15 protein-coding genes and 5 tRNA genes are annotated in these 18,620 nt (G+C 30.7%); all 20 read right to left on the bottom strand.

Features of this window, described 5'->3' with window-relative positions; genetic code table 11:
* Positions 1 to 8: 8 nt before the first annotated feature.
* A complete protein-coding gene (locus tag ACRYA_RS02240; protein ID WP_228199772.1) occupies positions 9 to 1,310 on the bottom strand; it encodes a tyrosine-type recombinase/integrase in 1,302 nt (433 codons plus the stop codon).
* 140 nt (positions 1,311 to 1,450) lie between these two features.
* Positions 1,451 to 1,738, bottom strand: coding sequence for a YciI family protein (locus ACRYA_RS02235; RefSeq protein WP_105918113.1), 288 nt, complete (start codon positions 1,736 to 1,738; stop codon positions 1,451 to 1,453).
* A gap of 39 nt (positions 1,739 to 1,777) precedes the next feature.
* A complete protein-coding gene (locus ACRYA_RS02230) occupies positions 1,778 to 2,161 on the bottom strand; it encodes a hypothetical protein (RefSeq protein ID WP_105918112.1) in 384 nt (127 codons plus the stop codon).
* 25 nt (positions 2,162 to 2,186) lie between these two features.
* The gene (gene rpoC, locus ACRYA_RS02225; RefSeq protein ID WP_105918111.1) at positions 2,187 to 6,713 is read right to left on the bottom strand and encodes a DNA-directed RNA polymerase subunit beta'; all 4,527 of its coding nucleotides are present in this window, start codon (positions 6,711 to 6,713) and stop codon (positions 2,187 to 2,189) included.
* Positions 6,706 to 10,851, bottom strand: a complete 4,146-nt coding sequence (gene rpoB, locus ACRYA_RS02220) for a DNA-directed RNA polymerase subunit beta (RefSeq protein WP_105918110.1) — start codon at positions 10,849 to 10,851, stop codon at positions 6,706 to 6,708. The genes rpoC and rpoB overlap by 8 nt, the downstream gene beginning before the upstream one ends.
* 165 nt (positions 10,852 to 11,016) lie before the next feature.
* Positions 11,017 to 11,385: a 50S ribosomal protein L7/L12 gene (rplL, locus tag ACRYA_RS02215; RefSeq protein WP_105915732.1), complete on the bottom strand. Its 369-nt coding sequence runs from the start codon at positions 11,383 to 11,385 to the stop codon at positions 11,017 to 11,019.
* Between the two features lie 48 nt (positions 11,386 to 11,433).
* Complete coding sequence (rplJ, locus tag ACRYA_RS02210; protein WP_105918109.1) at positions 11,434 to 11,922, bottom strand: 50S ribosomal protein L10; 489 nt, start codon at positions 11,920 to 11,922, stop codon at positions 11,434 to 11,436.
* Between the two features lie 161 nt (positions 11,923 to 12,083).
* Positions 12,084 to 12,782, bottom strand: coding sequence for a 50S ribosomal protein L1 (gene rplA, locus ACRYA_RS02205; RefSeq protein WP_105918108.1), 699 nt, complete (start codon positions 12,780 to 12,782; stop codon positions 12,084 to 12,086).
* A gap of 81 nt (positions 12,783 to 12,863) precedes the next feature.
* Complete coding sequence (rplK, locus tag ACRYA_RS02200; RefSeq protein ID WP_105918107.1) at positions 12,864 to 13,289, bottom strand: 50S ribosomal protein L11; 426 nt, start codon at positions 13,287 to 13,289, stop codon at positions 12,864 to 12,866.
* Positions 13,290 to 13,389: 100 nt separating this feature from the next.
* The gene (gene nusG, locus ACRYA_RS02195) at positions 13,390 to 13,917 is read right to left on the bottom strand and encodes a transcription termination/antitermination protein NusG (protein ID WP_105915729.1); all 528 of its coding nucleotides are present in this window, start codon (positions 13,915 to 13,917) and stop codon (positions 13,390 to 13,392) included.
* 10 nt (positions 13,918 to 13,927) lie between these two features.
* Positions 13,928 to 14,110: a preprotein translocase subunit SecE gene (gene secE, locus ACRYA_RS02190; RefSeq protein ID WP_176549270.1), complete on the bottom strand. Its 183-nt coding sequence runs from the start codon at positions 14,108 to 14,110 to the stop codon at positions 13,928 to 13,930.
* Between the two features lie 76 nt (positions 14,111 to 14,186).
* Positions 14,187 to 14,262 (bottom strand) — tRNA-Trp (locus ACRYA_RS02185).
* 39 nt (positions 14,263 to 14,301) lie between these two features.
* The gene (gene rpmG, locus ACRYA_RS02180) at positions 14,302 to 14,469 is read right to left on the bottom strand and encodes a 50S ribosomal protein L33 (protein ID WP_066166734.1); all 168 of its coding nucleotides are present in this window, start codon (positions 14,467 to 14,469) and stop codon (positions 14,302 to 14,304) included.
* A gap of 9 nt (positions 14,470 to 14,478) precedes the next feature.
* Positions 14,479 to 15,687 (bottom strand): elongation factor Tu, encoded by a 1,209-nt coding sequence (tuf, locus tag ACRYA_RS02175; RefSeq protein WP_105918105.1) that lies wholly within the window; start codon positions 15,685 to 15,687, stop codon positions 14,479 to 14,481.
* Between the two features lie 220 nt (positions 15,688 to 15,907).
* Positions 15,908 to 15,984: transfer RNA gene (locus ACRYA_RS02170), tRNA-Gly, on the bottom strand.
* Positions 15,985 to 15,994: 10 nt separating this feature from the next.
* Positions 15,995 to 16,079: transfer RNA gene (locus ACRYA_RS02165), tRNA-Tyr, on the bottom strand.
* 60 nt (positions 16,080 to 16,139) lie between these two features.
* Positions 16,140 to 16,216 (bottom strand) — tRNA-Thr (locus tag ACRYA_RS02160).
* 12 nt (positions 16,217 to 16,228) lie between these two features.
* Positions 16,229 to 16,304 (bottom strand) — tRNA-Phe (locus ACRYA_RS02155).
* Positions 16,305 to 16,346: 42 nt separating this feature from the next.
* Positions 16,347 to 17,507, bottom strand: coding sequence for a UDP-N-acetylmuramoyl-L-alanine--D-glutamate ligase (murD, locus tag ACRYA_RS02150; protein WP_105918134.1), 1,161 nt, complete (start codon positions 17,505 to 17,507; stop codon positions 16,347 to 16,349).
* 2 nt (positions 17,508 to 17,509) lie between these two features.
* A complete protein-coding gene (gene mraY / locus ACRYA_RS02145) occupies positions 17,510 to 18,571 on the bottom strand; it encodes a phospho-N-acetylmuramoyl-pentapeptide-transferase (protein WP_105918104.1) in 1,062 nt (353 codons plus the stop codon).
* Between the last annotated feature and the right edge of the window lie 49 nt (positions 18,572 to 18,620).

Here is an 18,620-nt window from a genome sequence, read left to right as displayed (position 1 = left end):
TAATCTATTTATTTTACTAATTTATCTAACCAATCAGCCCACCATTGCATTAACTCTTTTTTTTCTTCAAAATATTTATATTTTGATTCTCTATTATAAGCTGCTTTCACTTTATTTTTTTCTTTATGTGCCAAACAAGATTCTATAATATCACTATGAAGTCCATGTTCTTTATAATATTCATAAGCTATTGTTGAGAACATACTTCTAAATCCATGAAAGGTATGCTTATTTTGATAACCTAATTTATTTAATGTATCTGATAATGTAGCTCCAGAAATTCCTCTATCAGATTTAAAAGGTGATGGAAATACAAATTCACTTCTATGTCTAGAATATGGTTCTATTTGTTTTATAATATCTACTGCTTGTCTTGATAAAGGACAAACAAAATCAATATGAGTTTTCATCTTTTCTTTAGGTATTTCCCAAATTCCTTTTTCTAAATCTACCTCATTCCATCTCATAAGCCTTATATTCTCGCTTCTTACAAAAACATAAGGAATTATTTTAAATATAAACATAACACTAATATCACATTTATATTTTTCTCCTATAGAATTAATGTCTTTAAGTAGTTCTTGTATTTCATTTGGAGATGTTATTGCTGGATGGTGAATATTTTTATTACTTGGAATTAATACAGATTTTTTATCAATATCAGCAATTATATTATGCTCTATATACTCTTTAGTAACAGCAAACATATATATTTTATTCATTAACGATAAAAGTCTATGAGCAGTTTCTATAACACCTTTATTTTGTATTTTTTCTAAAATATTTATAGTATCAACTCTTTTAATATCTTTGATTGCAATATTACCTAACCAATTTGTAATATTATTTAACATTCTTCTATTTTGGATTATTGTTGCTTCACTTGAACTTTTTTTTCTTAACTCTATCCATTCATCAACTACATTTTGTAAAGTCAAAGATTCAGAAGCTTTTTTAATTCGTTTAGCTGAAATTGGATTAATATTATTAGCTAATAACTGTCTAGCTTCTTCTCTCTTTTCTCGAGCTTCTTTTAAAGTTACTTCTGGATAAACACCAAAAGACATACTAAGATTTTTATTTCCATATCTAAAATCAAATCTCCATACTTTAGAGCTATTAGCTTTAATAATAAGATACAAACCTTTTCCATCTGCTAACTTATTTTTCTTTATTGCTTTTTCATTTGAATTTGATTCTTCTAATTTCTTTTTTAGTACTTCAAATTCTTCATCAGTTGTATATTTGGCATTTTTAATCTCTGTATCACTAAGAGGTTTTGATATTTTTGGCATTTTTAAGGTACTCATCTTTTAATAATTCTTATAATACCTGAAATATTACCTGAAAAAAACTTGAATTAGTCTAATTTATTATGATTTAATATGATGTAATGTGAGATTAAGAAGTAGAAACAAGCCCTATAAAAAGGGCTTGTTTGAATTAGTTTTTAGTTTTTTGGAAGTAGTTTTACAGGAACTATCTGTATTTCATCCATATTCCAAACTTTATTTGTAACATAAGGTTCATCTTCAAGCCATAAATCAAGTTCTTCATCAGTATCAAAATCGACAAATAAAGATGAACCAACCATTTTATCATCTTCAATTAAAGCTCCAGCAGATACAATATTCCCACTTTCCATCATTTTTTTTACATTAATTAAATGCTGATCTCTTGATTCCATTCTTCTATCAAAAGCATCATCGTAGTCATAAGCTATTATTAAAAATTGCATTTTTATCCCTTTAAATTTTTATTAATTTTATCACAAAATTTATAAAGTAGTAGCAAAAATAAAAAGTAGTGGATAAATTAGTACATTTAAATATCTAAGAATTGGAGTGATATTTGCGTCAAAAGGTATTATTTCATTTATATTTATACCATCAGAAAGTTTTTTCATAATAGAAAGTTTAAAAATAATATCAAAAAATTTTAAAGCTAAAATTGAACTCATCCAGAAACCAAAATTATTTGAAGAGATAGATATATAAATTGAATAAAAAAATGATATATGTAAAATAAAATAAAGAAAGATATTTTTCTTGTATACTAAAAAATTATTTTCTAGCATTCCATAAAGAGTAGAAGATTTTTGCCAATTTGACTCAAAAAGTTCAATAGCAATAAAGATAAAAAAAAAGTGAACTATTTCCATTTACATAAATAGGGCAAAGCCCTATTTATTTCTCTTCAGAAAAGATAATTTTTTGGTCTTTATAAAGCCCTGTTCCAACAGGAATTGTTCTTCCTATTACAACATTCTCTTTTAAATCCTCAAGCATATCCATTTTTGCACTAATTGCTGCTTCTGTTAATACTTTTGTAGTCTCTTGGAATGATGCAGCTGAAATAATACTATCAGATGTAACTGCAGCTCTTGTAATTCCTAAAAGTACAGGTTCTGCAATAGCTGGTTTCCCACCCATTCTTATTATTTTTTCATTTTCAATTTTAAATCTCTTTTTAGAAATCATATCTCCCATGATGAATTTTGTATCTCCACCATCGATAATTGAAATTTGTCTTAACATTTGAGATGTAATTACCTCAATATGTTTATCCGCAATATTTACCCCTTGAGATCTATATACTTGTTGTACTTCAGATACAATAAAGTAGTGTAGAGCTTTTTCACCTAATATTTTTAAAACATCATGAGGAGAAACTTGACCATCTGTCAAAGATTCACCAGCATGAACAAATTCACCTTCATGAACTAAAATTTGTTTACCTTTTTCTACTAAATATTCAGTTTGATTTCCTGCAATATCTGTAATAACTAGTTTTTGCTTATTTCTAAGTGGTTTTCCAAAAGTTATTATTCCATCAAATGAAGCTAAAATCGCAATATTTTTTGGTCGTCTAGCTTCAAATAACTCAGATACTCTAGGAAGACCCCCAGTAATATCTTTTGATTTTTGAGTTGCTTTTGGTGTTTTTGCAATAATATCTGCAATTTCTAGTTTTTTACCCTCTTGAATATTTAAAGATGCTTTTGGATCTAAGGCATATCTTATAATTTCATTTGAAGCAGTTGCTAATAAAACTGTTGGTTTATATCCAGCTGGAATATACTCATTTACAACTAGCTTTGAAGTTCCTGTTAGCTCATCAAACTGCTCTGAAACAGTAACACCTGGGATAATATCTTCAAATGTTACAATACCTGCTTGCTCTGCTATTGTAGGATTTGCATATGGATCCCACTCAGCAATAACAATTTGCTCCTTAGTTGTTGGTGCTGAAATTTGTGTACCTTTTTCAACTTCACTATTATCATTTAAAACTATTGAAGAACCTCTTGAAATATAGTGTCTTATAGCTTCTCTATCATCAGCGTCTGCAATAACAGCAAAAAGTCCTTTTTCAACAACTTCATCACCTGCTTTTATATCATGTCTTCTTTCTAAATAATCACCAGTTAATTTATAGTACTTAACTATTCCTTTTGCACCTGATAACACTTGAGAAGTAACAGGAGCACCATCTGAAACTTTTAATTCAGATGCATATGGAATCCTATTTGGTACATTCCATCCGTCTTTAATTATCTCAACAATAGAGTCGTTATTTTCAACCTCTTCACCATCTTTGTGTGGAATATAAAGTTTACCTTCAATTTTTCCAGAAATTCCAGCTAATTCGTTTACTTTTGCAACATCACTCTTTCTTAAGAAATACTGTTTTTTCTCTTTTGAATTTGCAATAGTTAAAACAACCTCTTCGTGAATAGTTTCAATTGTAACTTTACCTTTAAATGGTGCATTTATTTTTGGCTCAACTAGTAATACTCCAGCATTTCTTCTATTTGCTACAATAGCTTTTCCATCTTGAGTATCATATTTTTTGATATTATAGTATCTAATAAACCCTTCTTTATCAGCTTTTAACTCTCTTTCAGTTTGAGTTGCACTTGCAGTTCCTCCAACGTGGAAAGTTCTTAGAGTTAGCTGAGTTCCAGGCTCACCAATCGATTGAGCAGCAACAACTCCTACTGCTTCACCTGGTTTTGCTTTTCTTTGTTCACCAAGATTTAGACCATAACATTTAGAACATAGTCCATTTTCAGTTTTACAAGTTAGTGGTGTTCTAATTACTACTGATTTAACTTCACTATCTTTTACAACTCTTGCAAACTCTTCAGTTATTAAAGTACCTTCTGTAAATAATATCTCATTTGAAATTGGGTCAATTATATCTTCAGCAATAACTCTTCCTGTAATTCTCTCTTCTAAAGACTCAATTAATTCATTTCCAGAAGTAATATCTGTAATTTCAATACCTTCATGCGTTCCACAATCTTCATCAGTAATTCTTACATTTTGCGAAACGTCAATTAGTTTTCTTGTCAAATATCCAGCATTTGCTGTTTTAAGTGCTGTATCCGCAAGTCCTTTTCTAGCTCCGTGAGTAGAAATAAAGTACTCAAGAACATTTAATCCTTCTTTAAAGTTAGAGATAATTGGTGTTTCAATAATACTTCCATCAGGTTTTGCCATAAGACCCCTCATACCTGAAAGCTGTCTAATTTGTGTAGCACTACCTCTTGCCCCTGAATCTGCCATCATAAAAATAGAGTTAAACCCATTTTTATCTGTTTTTACAATTTCCATCATTTCAGAACCTAATTTATTGTTAGTTTCTGTCCAAATATCAATAGTTTTATTGTATCTTTCTTGCTCAGTTAAAAGTCCTTGAGAGAACTGTTTTTGAACTTCAATAACATCTTTTTTAGATTTTGCAATATGTCCTGCTTTACTTTCTGGAATAATAATATCATCAATTGATATAGACATTCCAGCAGATGTTGCATATTTAAAACCTAAATTTTTAAGGTTATCCAAAAATCTAGGAGTTACTTCATATCCAGCTTCTTTATAAATATAATCAACTAAAGCTCCAATATCTTTTTTCTTAAGAACTTTATTCCATAAACTCATTGGTACAAAAGATGGAAGTATCTCATGTATAATTAATCTTCCAACAGTTGTAGATACAACTCTTTCTTCAAGTTTTGTTCTAATTTTTGCATGTAAATCAATTTTACCCATATCAAGAGCAATTTTAACTTCATTTACATCAGTAAACAACTTATGTTCCCCTTTTACACCCTCTTTTACAAGTGATAAATAGTAAATTCCCAAAATCATATCTTGTGAAGGAACTGCGATTGCTCTACCACTTGCAGGTAATAAAATATTCATAGAACTCATCATTAAAACTTTCGCTTCAGCAACTGCTTCTTGAGAAAGTGGTACGTGTACAGCCATTTGATCCCCATCGAAATCCGCATTGAAGGCAGCACAAACAAGAGGATGAAGTCTTATTGCTTTTCCATCAATTAATACAGGGTGAAATGCTTGAATAGATAATTTATGAAGAGTTGGTGCTCTATTTAATAAAATTGGATATTCATCAACAATTTCACTTAAGCACTCCCAAACTTCATTTGTCTCAGATTCAATTAATCTTTTTGCAGCTTTAAGAGTTGTTGCATAACCTTTCTCTTCAAGTTTTGCCATTAAGTGTGGTTTAAATAGTTCAAGTGCCATTTTTTTAGGAATACCACATTGATCCATATTCAAATTTGGTCCAACAACAATAACAGATCTTCCTGAGAAGTCAACTCTTTTTCCAAGTAAGTTTTGTCTGAATCGTCCTTGCTTACCTTTAATAATTTCACTTAAAGATTTAAGAGGTCTTTTGTTCGCACCTTTTACTGCATTTGCTGTTTTACCGTTGTCAAATAAAGCATCAACTGCTTCTTGAAGCATTCTTTTTTCATTTCTAATAATAATTTCAGGAGCATCAAGTTCTGTTAATCTTTTAAGTCTGTTATTTCTATTTATAACTCTTCTATAAAGGTCATTAACGTCTGAAACAGCAAATTTTCCACCATCAAGAGAAACAAGAGGTCTTAAATCAGGCGGAAGAACTGGAAGCATAGTAAGCATCATCCACTCAGGTTTATTTCCACTATTTATAAAATTTTCAACTACTTTTAATCTTTTAATAATAGTTTTTCTTTTTGCTTCACTTTTAGTTGTTTGCATTTCATCTTTTAAAAGTGTTAAAAGCTCAAATAAATCAAGATTTTCTAAAAGTTCTCTAATAGTTTCTCCACCCATTTTTGCTTCAAAACCAGTATGCTCAAATAAATCAGAAACTGTTCTGTATTGTTCCTCATTTAAAATATCATACTTGTTGATTTTTTTAGTTTTCTCACCATCATAAAAAGCATCTCCAGAGTTCATTACTATATATGCTTCATAATATAAAACTCTCTCTAAATCTTTTAATTTAACACCTAAAATAGTTCCAATTCTTGATGGAAGAGAAGATACCATCCAAATATGAGCAACTGGAGATACTAACTCTATATGCCCCATTCTGTGTCGTCTAACTTTTGAAGAAGTTACTTCAACTCCACATTTTTCACAAACAACACCTTTGTATCTCATCTTTTTGTATTTACCACAAAGACACTCATAATCTTTTACAGGTCCAAAAATTTTTGCACAAAATAGTCCATCTCTCTCTGGTTTTAATGTTCTATAGTTTATAGTTTCAGGTTTTTTAACCTCTCCACAAGACCAAGATAGAATTTTCTCTGGACTTGCTAATTTTAATTGGAAAGCAGCAAAATCTCTTGGTCTTTCAAGCTCTTTTATATCAATTGGTGATAGTACTTTTTCATTATTACTCATTGTTTTCTACCTCTTCAAAAATCTCTACATCTAAAGCTAAGGCTTTTAACTCTTTTGTTAAAACAAAGAATGTTTCAGGAACTCCTGAAGGCGGAACATTTTCACCATTTGCAATTGCTCTATAAGCTCTTGTTCTTCCTTCAACATCATCTGATTTAGTTGTAAGCATCTCTTTTAGTACAGCAGTTGCACCATAAGCTTCTAATGCCCAAACCTCCATCTCTCCAAATCTTTGCCCACCAAATAGAGCTTTTCCACCAACTGGTTGTTGAGTTACTAAAGAGTATGGTCCTGTACTTCTAGCATGAACTTTTTCATCAACTAAGTGGTGAAGTTTAAGCATATACATATACCCAACGTTTACTCTTTCTTTCATTTTCTGACCTGTTTTTCCATCGTATAAAATAGATTTTCCATCGCTATCTATTTTCGCCATTTCAAACAGTTTTTCAAAGTCATAAGCTTCAACACCATCAAAGATTTGTGTTGCAAATTTAACACCTTTTGACCAATCTCTAGCATAGTCAAGAAGTTCATCATCACTTAATTTTTCAATAAAAGATTTAGCATTCATAAGTTTTGCAACTCCAGCAACTTCAATCATTTTTGCTCTTAAATCAGCAATATACTCATCTTTTTTTGCATCATAGATTTGTTGAATTTGTTTTCCAAGTCTTCTTCCTACAAGTCCTAAGTGAACTTCCATAATTTGACCAATATTCATCCTTGAAGGAACCCCAAGTGGATTTAAAATAATATCAACAGTTGTTCCATCTTCTAAATATGGCATATCAACTTTTGGAACGATATTTGAAACAATACCTTTGTTTCCATGTCGTCCAGCCATTTTATCACCAACTTTAATTTTTCTCTTAGTTGCAATATAAACTTTAACTTGTTTAATAACACCACTTGATAAAATATCATCATGTTCTAGAACATTCAATTTCTCTTCATGATCTTTTCTTAATTCAGCTTTTTGTCTAATAAAGTACTCTTTTGTATCATTATAAGCTTTTTCAACCTCTTTTGAATAAGAAGATACTACTTTTTTCATAGCAAATCTATTTACACTTAAAAGAGTATCAACAGTTAATGTATCACCTTTTTTATATACAGTTCCATCTAACTCAAGCTCTTTATCTAGTTTTGATTTTGTTAGAAGATTATTTATTTTTAAAGCCTCTTCTCTGTCTAGCATTAGAAGTTTATCAAGATGTTTTTGATTTAATTCATTTTTTTCTAGCTCAATTTCAGCTTTAGCTCTTTCGCACTTCTCATAACCTTTTTTAGTGAAAACCTTAACATCAACAACTGTTCCTTCCATTGATGTTGGACAATATAAAGATTTATTTATAACATGTCCAGCTTTATCACCAAAAATTGCTCTTAAAAGTCTCTCTTCAGGAGTTGGTTTAATCTCACCTTTTGGAGTTACTTTTCCTACTAAAATCATTCCAGAAGTTACATAAGTTCCAACTTTTACAATTCCAGAGCTATCAAGATGTGATAAATTTTCCTCTTTAACACCTGGTAAATCTCTAGTTATCTCTTCATTACCATGTTTTAACTCTCTACACTCAATCTCTTTTTCATAAATATGTACAGATGTAAATGCGTCTTTTTTAATAAGTCTTTCACTTAAAATAATAGCATCCTCATAGTTGTATCCATTCCATGGCATAAATGCAACCATAGCATTAATTCCAACTGCAAGTTCACCTTTATCCATAGATGGACCATCTGCAATTACTTGACCTTTTTCAATAATATCACCCTCTTTAATTGCAACTCTTTGCCCAAAAGATGTATTATTGTTTGTTTTTACATTTTTATTTACATCGTAATAATCAATAAATGGTCCATTTTCATCTTCACCACTAATATAGATATTTTTTGAATCTGCTTTTTCTACTACTCCGCCTCTTGAAGCTTTTATAGCCTCCCAAGCATCTCTTGCAACTGTTTTTTCTAAACCAGTTCCAACTATTGGAGCTGTTGGTTTAATCAATGGAACAGCTTGTCTCATCATATTTGAACCCATTAATGCTCTATTTGCATCGTTGTGTTCTAAAAATGGAATTAAAGAAGCCGCAACCCCCATTACCATTTGAGATGATATATCTATTAAATCAACTTTATTTTTATCCATTAAAATGATTTCACCATTTAATCTTACTTCTACAAGTGGTTCAATAATTTTTCCATTTTCATCAAGTTTTGTTGAACCAGGAGCAATTACAAGACCCTCTTCTTGAGTTGCAGTGTAGTATGAAATTTCATTTGTAACAACACCATCAACTACTTTTTTATAAGGAGCTTCAATAAATCCTAGCTCATTTACTTTTGAATAAGTTGAAAGAGTATTTATAAGACCGATATTTTGACCCTCTGGAGTCTCAACTGGACAAATTCTTCCATAGTGAGTTGGATGAACGTCCCTTACTTCAAATCCCGCTCTTTCTTTAACAAGACCACCCTCTCCAAGAGCTGATAATCTTCTTTTATGAGTAACTTCTGATAATGGATTTGTTTGATCCATAAATTGTGATAATTGTCCACTTGTAAAGAACTCAGTAATTGTTGATGTAATCATTTTTGAGTTGATTAAATCATGAGGCATGATATCTTCTAAAGTTCCTGATAGAGTTGTCATTTTATCTCTAATAGTTTTTTGCATTTTGATTAAACCTGCATGTAATTCATTTGCAAGTAACTCACCAATTGCTCTAATTCTTCTATTTCCTAAGTGATCTCTATCATCTATATGACCATGTCCTGCTTTAACTTTGATTAAGTATTGAACAGTTTTAATAACATCTTCATAAGTTAAAGTTGTAACATACTCAGGTACATTTACACCTAACTTATGATTCATCTTCATTCTTCCAACTTTTGTTAAATCATATCTTTCAGGATCAAAGAATAGTTTTTTAATAAACTCTTTTGCTGCCTCTTTTGTTACAGGCTCACCTGGTCTCATTACTTTGTAAATTCTAATTGCAGCTAAATCATTTTCATCTTCAATTTGTTCAGTTTGTTTTAATAATTTTAAACTTTCAGCATCTGCTTTAAATGCATTTATAATTGAAGCATCTGCTCCACTTGATAAATCATTTGCAATATCAAATGTTTCGAATCCTAAATCTAATAATTTTTTAAGTTTTAACTCATCAAGACTTGTTAAAGCATCAAATAAAACTTCTCCTGATTGCGGATCATAAATAGAACCAGCTGTGTGTCTATCCATTAAAAGCTCAAGTGGATATTCAATTAGTTTTAATCCACCTTCAATTAAAGCTTTAGCTTTTCTAGCAGTCAATCTCTTTCCAGCTTGAATAACTAAATTTCCTTTGTCATCTTTTATATCATAGTCAATTCTTCCCATAAAGTCATCAGGATTAAACTCTGTTAAAAATTTATTATTTTTAATTTTAATACTAATTACAGGATAAAATAGTTTAACAATATCCTCTTTTGAGTATCCTAATGCTCTAAATAGTATAGTAATTGGAACTTTTCTTCTTTTATTAATTCTTACATATAATACATCTTTTGCATCATACTCAAAATATAACCAAGAACCTCTATCTGGGATAATTTGTCCAGTGTAAAGAAGTTTATTGTTTGTAGTATTTGATTCGTCTTCTTTAAAAATAACACCTGGACTTCTATGTAGTTGGTTTACAACAACTCTTTCAACACCATTTACAATAAATGAAGTTCTTTCTGTCATAAGTGGAATTTCTCTAATAAATAAAGATTGCTCTTTAATATCTTTTACACCAATTTTCTCTCCAGTTTTTTCATCTAAATCCCAAAGAGTTAATCTTACATTTATTTTAAGAGGGATTGAATATGTCAATCCTCTAACCATTGATTCTCTAACATCATATCTAGGTTTTCCAACTTCACTTCCTAAATAATCAAGAGTTACTCTATTTTGAGCATCATGAATTGGAAAAATTGCTTTAAATACTTTTTCTATACCAGCACCAGATCTATCTTTTTGATCAATCATCAAGAAAGTATCATACGAAGTTTGTTGCAGTTGTAATAAATTTGGAATTTCAATTTTTTGTGGGTTTTTTGCGAAATCTATTCTTAGTCTATTACCAGATTTTAAAGAGTTTAACATCTTACACCTTGTTATAAAATTTGGTTATGTTTGCTTTATTTTCTTATAAAGCACAAAAGCATCCATAAAGGATAAGGTTAAAATTTATAAAAAAATCTTAACCTTAGCCCTCAAAGATGCCAAACTTATATAGGGAAAATCCCTATATACGATAAGTTATAAAACTTATTTAACTTCTACTTTTGCACCAGCAGCTTCAAGTTGAGCTTTGAATGCTTCAGCATCAGCTTTAGAAATTCCTTCTTTAATTGTTGAAGGAGTTTGCTCTGCAGCATCTTTTGCTTCTTTTAATCCTAAACCAGTAATTGCTCTAATTTCTTTAATTACATTGATTTTTTTGTCTCCTGAATCAAGAATGATAACATCAAATTCAGTTTTTTCTTCAGCAGCTTCAACAGCAACTGCAGCACCAGCAACTGCAACAGGTTGTGCAGATACTCCAAATTTTTCTTCAAATTCTTTTACTAATTCTGATAACTCTAATACAGATAAACCAGAAATAAATTCTAAAACGTCTTCTTTAGAAATTGCCATTTTCTATCCTTTTTATTTTTTTTAATTTAATATATTTTTAGCTTAAAATTAAGCAGCCTCTTCTTCTTTTTTTCTTCTAAGAGCATCAAGACCAATAGTAAAGTTTCTAACAGGTCCCATCCATACAGATGCAAGCATTCCAAGAAGTTCTTCTCTTGATGGTAATTTAGCAAACGCATTAACTCTTGCAGCATCGCAAATTTGACCTTCAATAATTCCTGATTTAATAGAGAATTTATCTTTTGTAGTAGTTGCAAATTTATCAGCTACTTTACAAGCTGAAATTTGATCATCAGACCACAAATAAATATTTGTTCCGCTTAAATCAATATCTCCTAAATCAGCTGATTTAACAGCTTTAGAAACTAAAGTATTTTTTACAACTTGAACTTTAGTTCCATTTTCTCTTGCATCTTTTCTTAAAACTTCTAACTCTTTATGAGTAAGACCTTTGTAGTCACAAACAACAACAGCTAAAGAGTTTTTAAATTCAGCAGATAAAAAATTTATAATTTCTGATTTTTCTTGTCTAGTCATTATATTTTCCTCCTTTCAAAACATCATCCTAGGCGGGACTTACAAAAGAACGAGGAGTTCTTTTACCAGCTGTCTTCAGTTTTATTTCAGTGCTTTGAACACTCAAAAATATTGAACAATTTCAATATTTTTGAATGCAAAAAAATTAGATAAGGATAACCTTATCTAATCTCTAATAATTCCATATTATCTAAAATAACAGATGGACTCATTGTTAAGCTAATTGCTGCATTAGCAATATATCTTCCTTTTGCAGTTGAAGGTTTAGCTTTGTTAATAGCTCCAATAAATGCTTCAGCATTCTCTTTGATAGCTTCTACACTAAAAGAAACTTTTCCAATAGCAGCTTGCATATTACCTTTTTTATCAACTCTATATGTAACTTGACCACCTTTAGCATCGTTTACTGCTTTTGTAACATCCATAGTAACTGTTCCAGTTTTTGGATTTGGCATTAAACCTTTTGGCCCAAGTATTCTTCCAACTTTACCTACAATTCCCATACAATCAGGAGTTGCAATTAAAACATCAAAATTAATTTTCCCAGCTTGAATATCATCAGCTAAATCATCATTACCAACAATATCAGCACCTGCAGCTTTTGCTTCATCCATTTTTACACCTTTTGCAAAAACAGCAACTCTTACAGTTTTTCCTGTACCATTCGGAAGAACAACTGCTCCTCTAATCATTTGATCTGCATGTCTTGGATCTACATTTAAGTTAAGTGCAATTTCAACACTCTCATCAAATTTAGCAGATTTTAAATCTTTTACTAAATTACAAGCATCAGCTAAAGAGTATTTTCTCTCTTCAACTTTTGCACTTAACGCTTTATATCTTTTTGAAACTTTTGCCATTTTATTCTCCGCAATTTTATTTTTTTTGCTTCCACTAATATTAATAAAGGTTAGTGGTTATACCTTAACATAAAAACAGAATTATAATTCTGTATCAATTCCTATAGATCTTGCACTTCCAGCTACAATTTTTGCAGCAACTTCTCTATCATCAGTATTTAAATCTTTGATTTTCATATCAACGATTTCCATAATTTGATCTTTTGATAGTTTTCCAATTTTTTGTTTAAGTGGATTACTACTTCCTTTTTTGATTCCTGAAATTTTTTTAATAAGTTCAGTCATTGGTGGTTGTTTTACTTCAAAAGTAAAGCTTTTATCTGTATAAATTGTAAGAACAACTGGTAATCTATATCCAGCTTTATCTTTAGTTTTTTCGTTAAATGCTTTACAAAATTCCATAATGTTAACACCTCTTTGCCCAAGAGCTGGTCCAACTGGAGGTGATGGGTTTGCTGCACCTGCAGGTATTTGTAGTTTTAAATATCCTTGAACTTTTTTAGCCATATTGCTATTCCTTTAAAAATTATAATGATTTTAATGATTAGACATTAGGCAAAAAAACTAAGTTGAAGCAAGTTTCTTTGCCTAATGCCTAAATTAAAATTTAAACTATTCTCTCTACTTGCGTATAAGAGATTTCAACTGGAGTATTTCTTCCAAATATAGATACATTTAATTTTAATACTCCAGAAACTAAATCAAAATTCTCAACTATTCCGTTGAAGTTTGCAAATGGTCCTTCATTTATTCTTACCATCTCTCCTTCATCAAAAGAGATTTTTGGTTTTGCTGCTGCTTTATTTTTAGCTTTTTCTAAAATAAGATTTATATCTTTATCACTTAAAGCTGTTGGTTTTTTTGACTCACCAATGAACCTTCCAACTTTTGGCATTGATTGGATTCTATGCCATAAAGCAGTATCTAAATCAATTTTTGCAAAAGCATAAGCTGGATACAAAGGTCTTTCTATAATAGTCTTTTTACCTTTTTTTACTTCAATTAGGTCTTCAGTTGGTACTAATACTTCAGCAATTCTATCATCAGCCATCTCATCTGCTAGTTTTAACATAGCTTTCTTAACAGATAATTCACTTCCCGAATATGTCTGAATTGCATACCATTTATGTGCCATTTTTTATTCCTTATTTAATTACTGAAGATAGAGTAAAAGACATTGCTCCATCAATCATAGCAAGATACAAAGCTATCACCGTAACAACAATAAAAACAGATATATAAGCTGTTTTTATTTGTGATTTCACTGGAAATATAACCTTAGCTAATTCTGATTTTACATTATTTATATAGTTACTAGCTTTGCTCACATCTTTCTCCATTTCAAATTTTAAACTAAATTTTTTAAAAAAACTTTAATAAAATCTCTTTAAAAAACTTTAATAGTGGCAGGCCAGGAGGGACTCGAACCCCCAGCACTCGGATTTGGAATCCGATGCTCTACCATTGGAGCTACTAGCCTACAAAAGCTTGAGAGAAACTCTCTCAAGCAAAATTGTTCTTAAGATTTTAACTTCACTTCTTTATGAGTAGTGTGTTTTTTCAATCTTGGACAATATTTTCTAACTTCAAACTTTTCAGTATGAGTTTTTGGATTTTTCCAAGTAGTGTAGTTAATATCTCCACTCTCTTGACATTTTAATCCTATTTTAATTCTTACAGCTGCCATAAAGAATCCTTATTTGATGATTTCTGAAATAACTCCAGCACCAACAGTTCTTCCACCTTCTCTAATAGCGAACTTTGTTCCTTTTTCAAGAGCGATTGGAGCAACCAAAGTAACAGTCATCTCAACATTATCACCTGGCATAACCATTTCAGTACCTTCATTTAATACACAAGAACCTGTAACGTCTGTTGTTCTAACATAGAATTGTGGTCTATATCCACTAAAGAATGGAGTATGTCTTCCACCTTCTTCTTTTGAAAGAATATAAACTTCGCATTTAAATTCTGTATGAGGTTTAATTGTTCCTGGCTTACAAAGAACTTGTCCTCTTTCAACCTCTTCTTTTTTAACACCTCTTAAAAGAACTCCACAGTTATCTCCAGCTTGACCCTGATCCATCTCTTTTCTGAACATCTCAACACCAGTAACTGTAGTTTTTCTAGTATCTCCAAATCCAACGATTTCGATCTCTTCACCAACTTTAATAGTTCCAAGCTCAATTCTTCCAGTAACAACTGTTCCTCTTCCTGAAATTGAGAATACATCTTCAACAGGCATTAAGAATGGTTTTTCTGTATCTCTTTCTGGAGTTGGGATATAAGAATCAACTGCATCCATTAATGCAACGATTTTTTCAGCCCATGGTCCAACAGCACCAGCTTTTGCTTCTTCTAATGCTTTAAATGCAGAACCAGCAACGATTGGAGTATCATCACCTGGGAAATCATAAGTAGAAAGTAATTCTCTAATTTCCATTTCAACTAATTCTAACATCTCATCTTTATCAGATGGATCTAACTGATCTTCTTTATTTAAGAATACAACTATATAAGGAACTCCAACTTGTTTAGAAAGTAAGATATGCTCTCTAGTTTGTGCCATTGGTCCATCTGTTGAAGCGATAACTAAAATAGCTCCATCCATTTGAGCAGCACCAGTAATCATGTTTTTAACATAATCGGCGTGACCTGGACAATCTACGTGAGCATAATGTCTTTTAGCAGTTTCATACTCAATATGAGAAGTAGCAATAGTAATTCCTCTTTCTCTTTCTTCTGGAGCGTTATCGATTTGATCGTAATCTTTCATCTCTCCACCATATTTTACAGCTAAAACTGCAGATATTGCTGCTGTTGTAGTAGTTTTACCGTGGTCAACGTGACCAATTGTACCGATATTTACGTGCGGTTTATTTCTTGAAAACTTTTCTTTTGCCATAGGAATTTCCCCTTCTAAATTTATTTTTATTTTTGCTTAATTGCCCTCTGAGTAGATAAGCCAATAAGGGCTTCTCTATTCAGAGGGGATTTGTTTTCACAAATTGTGATGAGTATTATATTAATAAAATACTAAAAATTAAATTAATTGGGAGTATAAATTGTAGAGTTATAAAAATAATGTGCAATTATAACTCAGCTCCCAGTAATCAATAAAAAAATGGAGCGGGAGACGAGACTCGAACTCGCGACAGTCTGCTTGGAAGGCAGAAGCTCTAGCCAACTGAGCTACTCCCGCAACATTTGCGTGGTGGTGAGAGAAGGATTTGAACCTTCGAAGCCGTAGGCGGCGGATTTACAGTCCGCAGGATTTGACCACTCTCCAACCTCACCATATAAAAGTATTGCTCTGGTCAAGCGCTGTTTTTTAAAACTTACGCACGACTAAAAAAATGGAGCTGGTGAAGGGAGTTGAACCCCCGACCTGCTGATTACAAATCAGCTGCTCTAGCCAACTGAGCTACACCAGCGCCATAAATAAATGGTGGTTCGAGACAGAATCGAACTGTCGACACAAGGATTTTCAATCCTTTGCTCTACCGACTGAGCTATCGAACCACTATAAATTGGAGTGAGATTATACAGAGTAGTTTATTAATTTCAACTTAAATTTTTTACAAATTTCTTAAATTCATCGCCTCTGTGAGCATAAGATTTAAATTGATCAAGCGATGCTGCTGCGGGTGATAGTATTCCTATACTATTCTCTTTTAAGTTTTTATCTATATTTTTAACTGCTTGTTCTAAATATTCGCACTTAACACAAGATATTTTAAACTCTTCACAATAATTTAAAACTCTTTGAGTATTACTTCCTATTGCATAAATAATAATGTCGAAATCTTTTATATTATTAAAAAGTGGTTTTAAACTTGCACCCTTATCATCTCCACCAATAATAATATGTATATTTTTATCTTTATATGGAACTAATGCATTTATTGTTGCATCATAATTTGTAGCTTTACTATCATCAATCCATAATCTATTTTTACTATCTCTAAACTCTTCAACTTTGTGCTTATCAATTTTATAAGAGTTTATTAAATCATAATCAACATCATCAAATATTATCTTTCTTGAAATAATTGCCATTATAGCATCTAGTAAAAATGGTTCATTAAACTTTATTTTAGTTTTGTCAATTTTAAAATGATTACACAAATCATCACTTGAATTATAATATATTGTATGAGCAGATGTTTTAAAATCTTTATATAAAGCCGGTATAATAGCAATATCAGTTTCACTCATAAGTTCTAAAGGTTTTAATTTTGCTTTTTTATATTCATCAAAACTTCCATGCCAAGTTATATGATCTTCTGTTATTGGTAAAAGAATATAGATATTTGGTTTTGCTTTTTTTGTATAGTGAAGTGTAAATGAAGATGTTTCAAGTATCCAAATTTTTTTATCTTTATTTAATCCACTCAAAGGAACACCAATATTACCACCATAACAAGAATCAAATTTCTCAAGTAGATACTGGCACATTTGAGTTGTTGTAGTTTTACCATTTGTTCCACTAATCCAAATAGTAAAAGGCATTTCATCATAAAATAAGTCATAATCACTAATGATATTTTTTGAAGCAAGCACAAGTTTATTATGTGGTGGCATTCCAGGGCTTACAATAGTTAAATCATTTGAATTTTTATCAAAAGATTCAAAATCATTGTCATCATATAAATCAGCATTTGGGAATCTTTTTTTCAAAGCAAGTGCTGTTTTCCCTTTTCCTAAAATTCTTAAATTTTGCATTTTTATCTCAACTTTAAACTTAATAGTGCAACAAGATTTGCCATAAAAGATATTATCCAAAATCGCACAATTATTTTATTTTCTTTCCAACCTTTTTGTTCAAAATGGTGATGAATAGGTGCCATTAAAAAAACTCTTTTTTGTCTTAATTTATATGAACCAACTTGTAACATAACTGAAACTGTCTCCAACACAAAAATAAACCCAATAGCTATCAGTAAAATTTCAGATTTTGCAACAATTGCCAAATACCCCATAAATGCACCCAAAGGTAAAGAACCACTATCTCCCATAAAAACTTCAGCAGGATAAGCATTAAACCACAAAAACCCAATCAAAGCACCAATAATTGCAGCTCCCATAATTGCTAACTCTCCAGCTATGCTAATACTTGGCATTAATAAATAGTTCGCAAAACCAATGTGACCAACAACATAAACCAAAATTGATAAAGTTGAAAATGCTAAGATTGAAGGAACAGTTGCTAAACCATCAAGCCCATCTGTAAGATTTACTGCATTTGATGATCCAACAATTATAAACATCCAAAAAATAATAGCTAAAATTCCCATTTCAAATATAGGAAATTTGTAAAATGGTATGTATAAATCACTTGTATGTCCAAGATAAAATAGTATTGCTACAACAAATCCTGCACTCAAAAACTGTAAAAGAAGTTTCATTCTTGCACTAAGCCCTGCACTATTTTTTGCTTTTAGAATTTTTGATAAATCATCTTTTATACCAATTAGTGAAAATAAAGCAAGAGTCAAAAGCCCGCCTACAATATAAAAATTGTTTAATTTTGCTGTTAGAATTGTTGCAATAATTGTAGAAAATATAAAAACTACTCCACCCATAGTAGGAGTTCCTGCTTTTGCTTGATGTGCTTGTGGTGCTAACTCATATATAGGTTGTGAAGCTTTTTTGCTTTTTGCCCAACTTATAAATTTTGGCATTAAATACATTGTAAAAACAAAAGCTAAAAAAAAGCTAATTCCTGCGCGAACTGAAATATATTGAAAAATGTTTATTTCTAAATGTCTGTAGAGCCAATAAAACAAAATTAAACCTTAGATTTGATAAAATATTGTGAGATTATATAATATTTAA

The organism is Aliarcobacter cryaerophilus ATCC 43158, assembly GCF_003660105.1.
GTDB classification, from domain to species: Bacteria; Campylobacterota; Campylobacteria; order Campylobacterales; family Arcobacteraceae; genus Aliarcobacter; species Aliarcobacter cryaerophilus.
Note: the sequence above shows the minus strand (reverse complement) of the source record. Positions and strands in the feature narration are given on the sequence as shown.

Coding starts and splice junctions, on each gene's coding strand:
- ACRYA_RS02235 (WP_105918113.1), bottom strand. CDS start 1,738: ATGCAATTTTTAATAATAGCTTATGACTACGATGATGCTTTTGATAGA.
- rplA (WP_105918108.1), bottom strand. CDS start 12,782: ATGGCAAAAGTTTCAAAAAGATATAAAGCGTTAAGTGCAAAAGTTGAA.
- murD (WP_105918134.1), bottom strand. CDS start 17,507: ATGCAAAATTTAAGAATTTTAGGAAAAGGGAAAACAGCACTTGCTTTG.
- rplJ (WP_105918109.1), bottom strand. CDS start 11,922: ATGACTAGACAAGAAAAATCAGAAATTATAAATTTTTTATCTGCTGAA.
- rplK (WP_105918107.1), bottom strand. CDS start 13,289: ATGGCTAAAAAAGTTCAAGGATATTTAAAACTACAAATACCTGCAGGT.
- rpoC (WP_105918111.1), bottom strand. CDS start 6,713: ATGAGTAATAATGAAAAAGTACTATCACCAATTGATATAAAAGAGCTT.
- rpoB (WP_105918110.1), bottom strand. CDS start 10,851: ATGTTAAACTCTTTAAAATCTGGTAATAGACTAAGAATAGATTTCGCA.
- rpmG (WP_066166734.1), bottom strand. CDS start 14,469: ATGGCAGCTGTAAGAATTAAAATAGGATTAAAATGTCAAGAGAGTGGA.
- ACRYA_RS02240 (WP_228199772.1), bottom strand. CDS start 1,310: ATGAGTACCTTAAAAATGCCAAAAATATCAAAACCTCTTAGTGATACA.
- ACRYA_RS02230 (WP_105918112.1), bottom strand. CDS start 2,161: ATGGAAATAGTTCACTTTTTTTTTATCTTTATTGCTATTGAACTTTTT.
- nusG (WP_105915729.1), bottom strand. CDS start 13,917: ATGGCACATAAATGGTATGCAATTCAGACATATTCGGGAAGTGAATTA.
- rplL (WP_105915732.1), bottom strand. CDS start 11,385: ATGGCAATTTCTAAAGAAGACGTTTTAGAATTTATTTCTGGTTTATCT.
- tuf (WP_105918105.1), bottom strand. CDS start 15,687: ATGGCAAAAGAAAAGTTTTCAAGAAATAAACCGCACGTAAATATCGGT.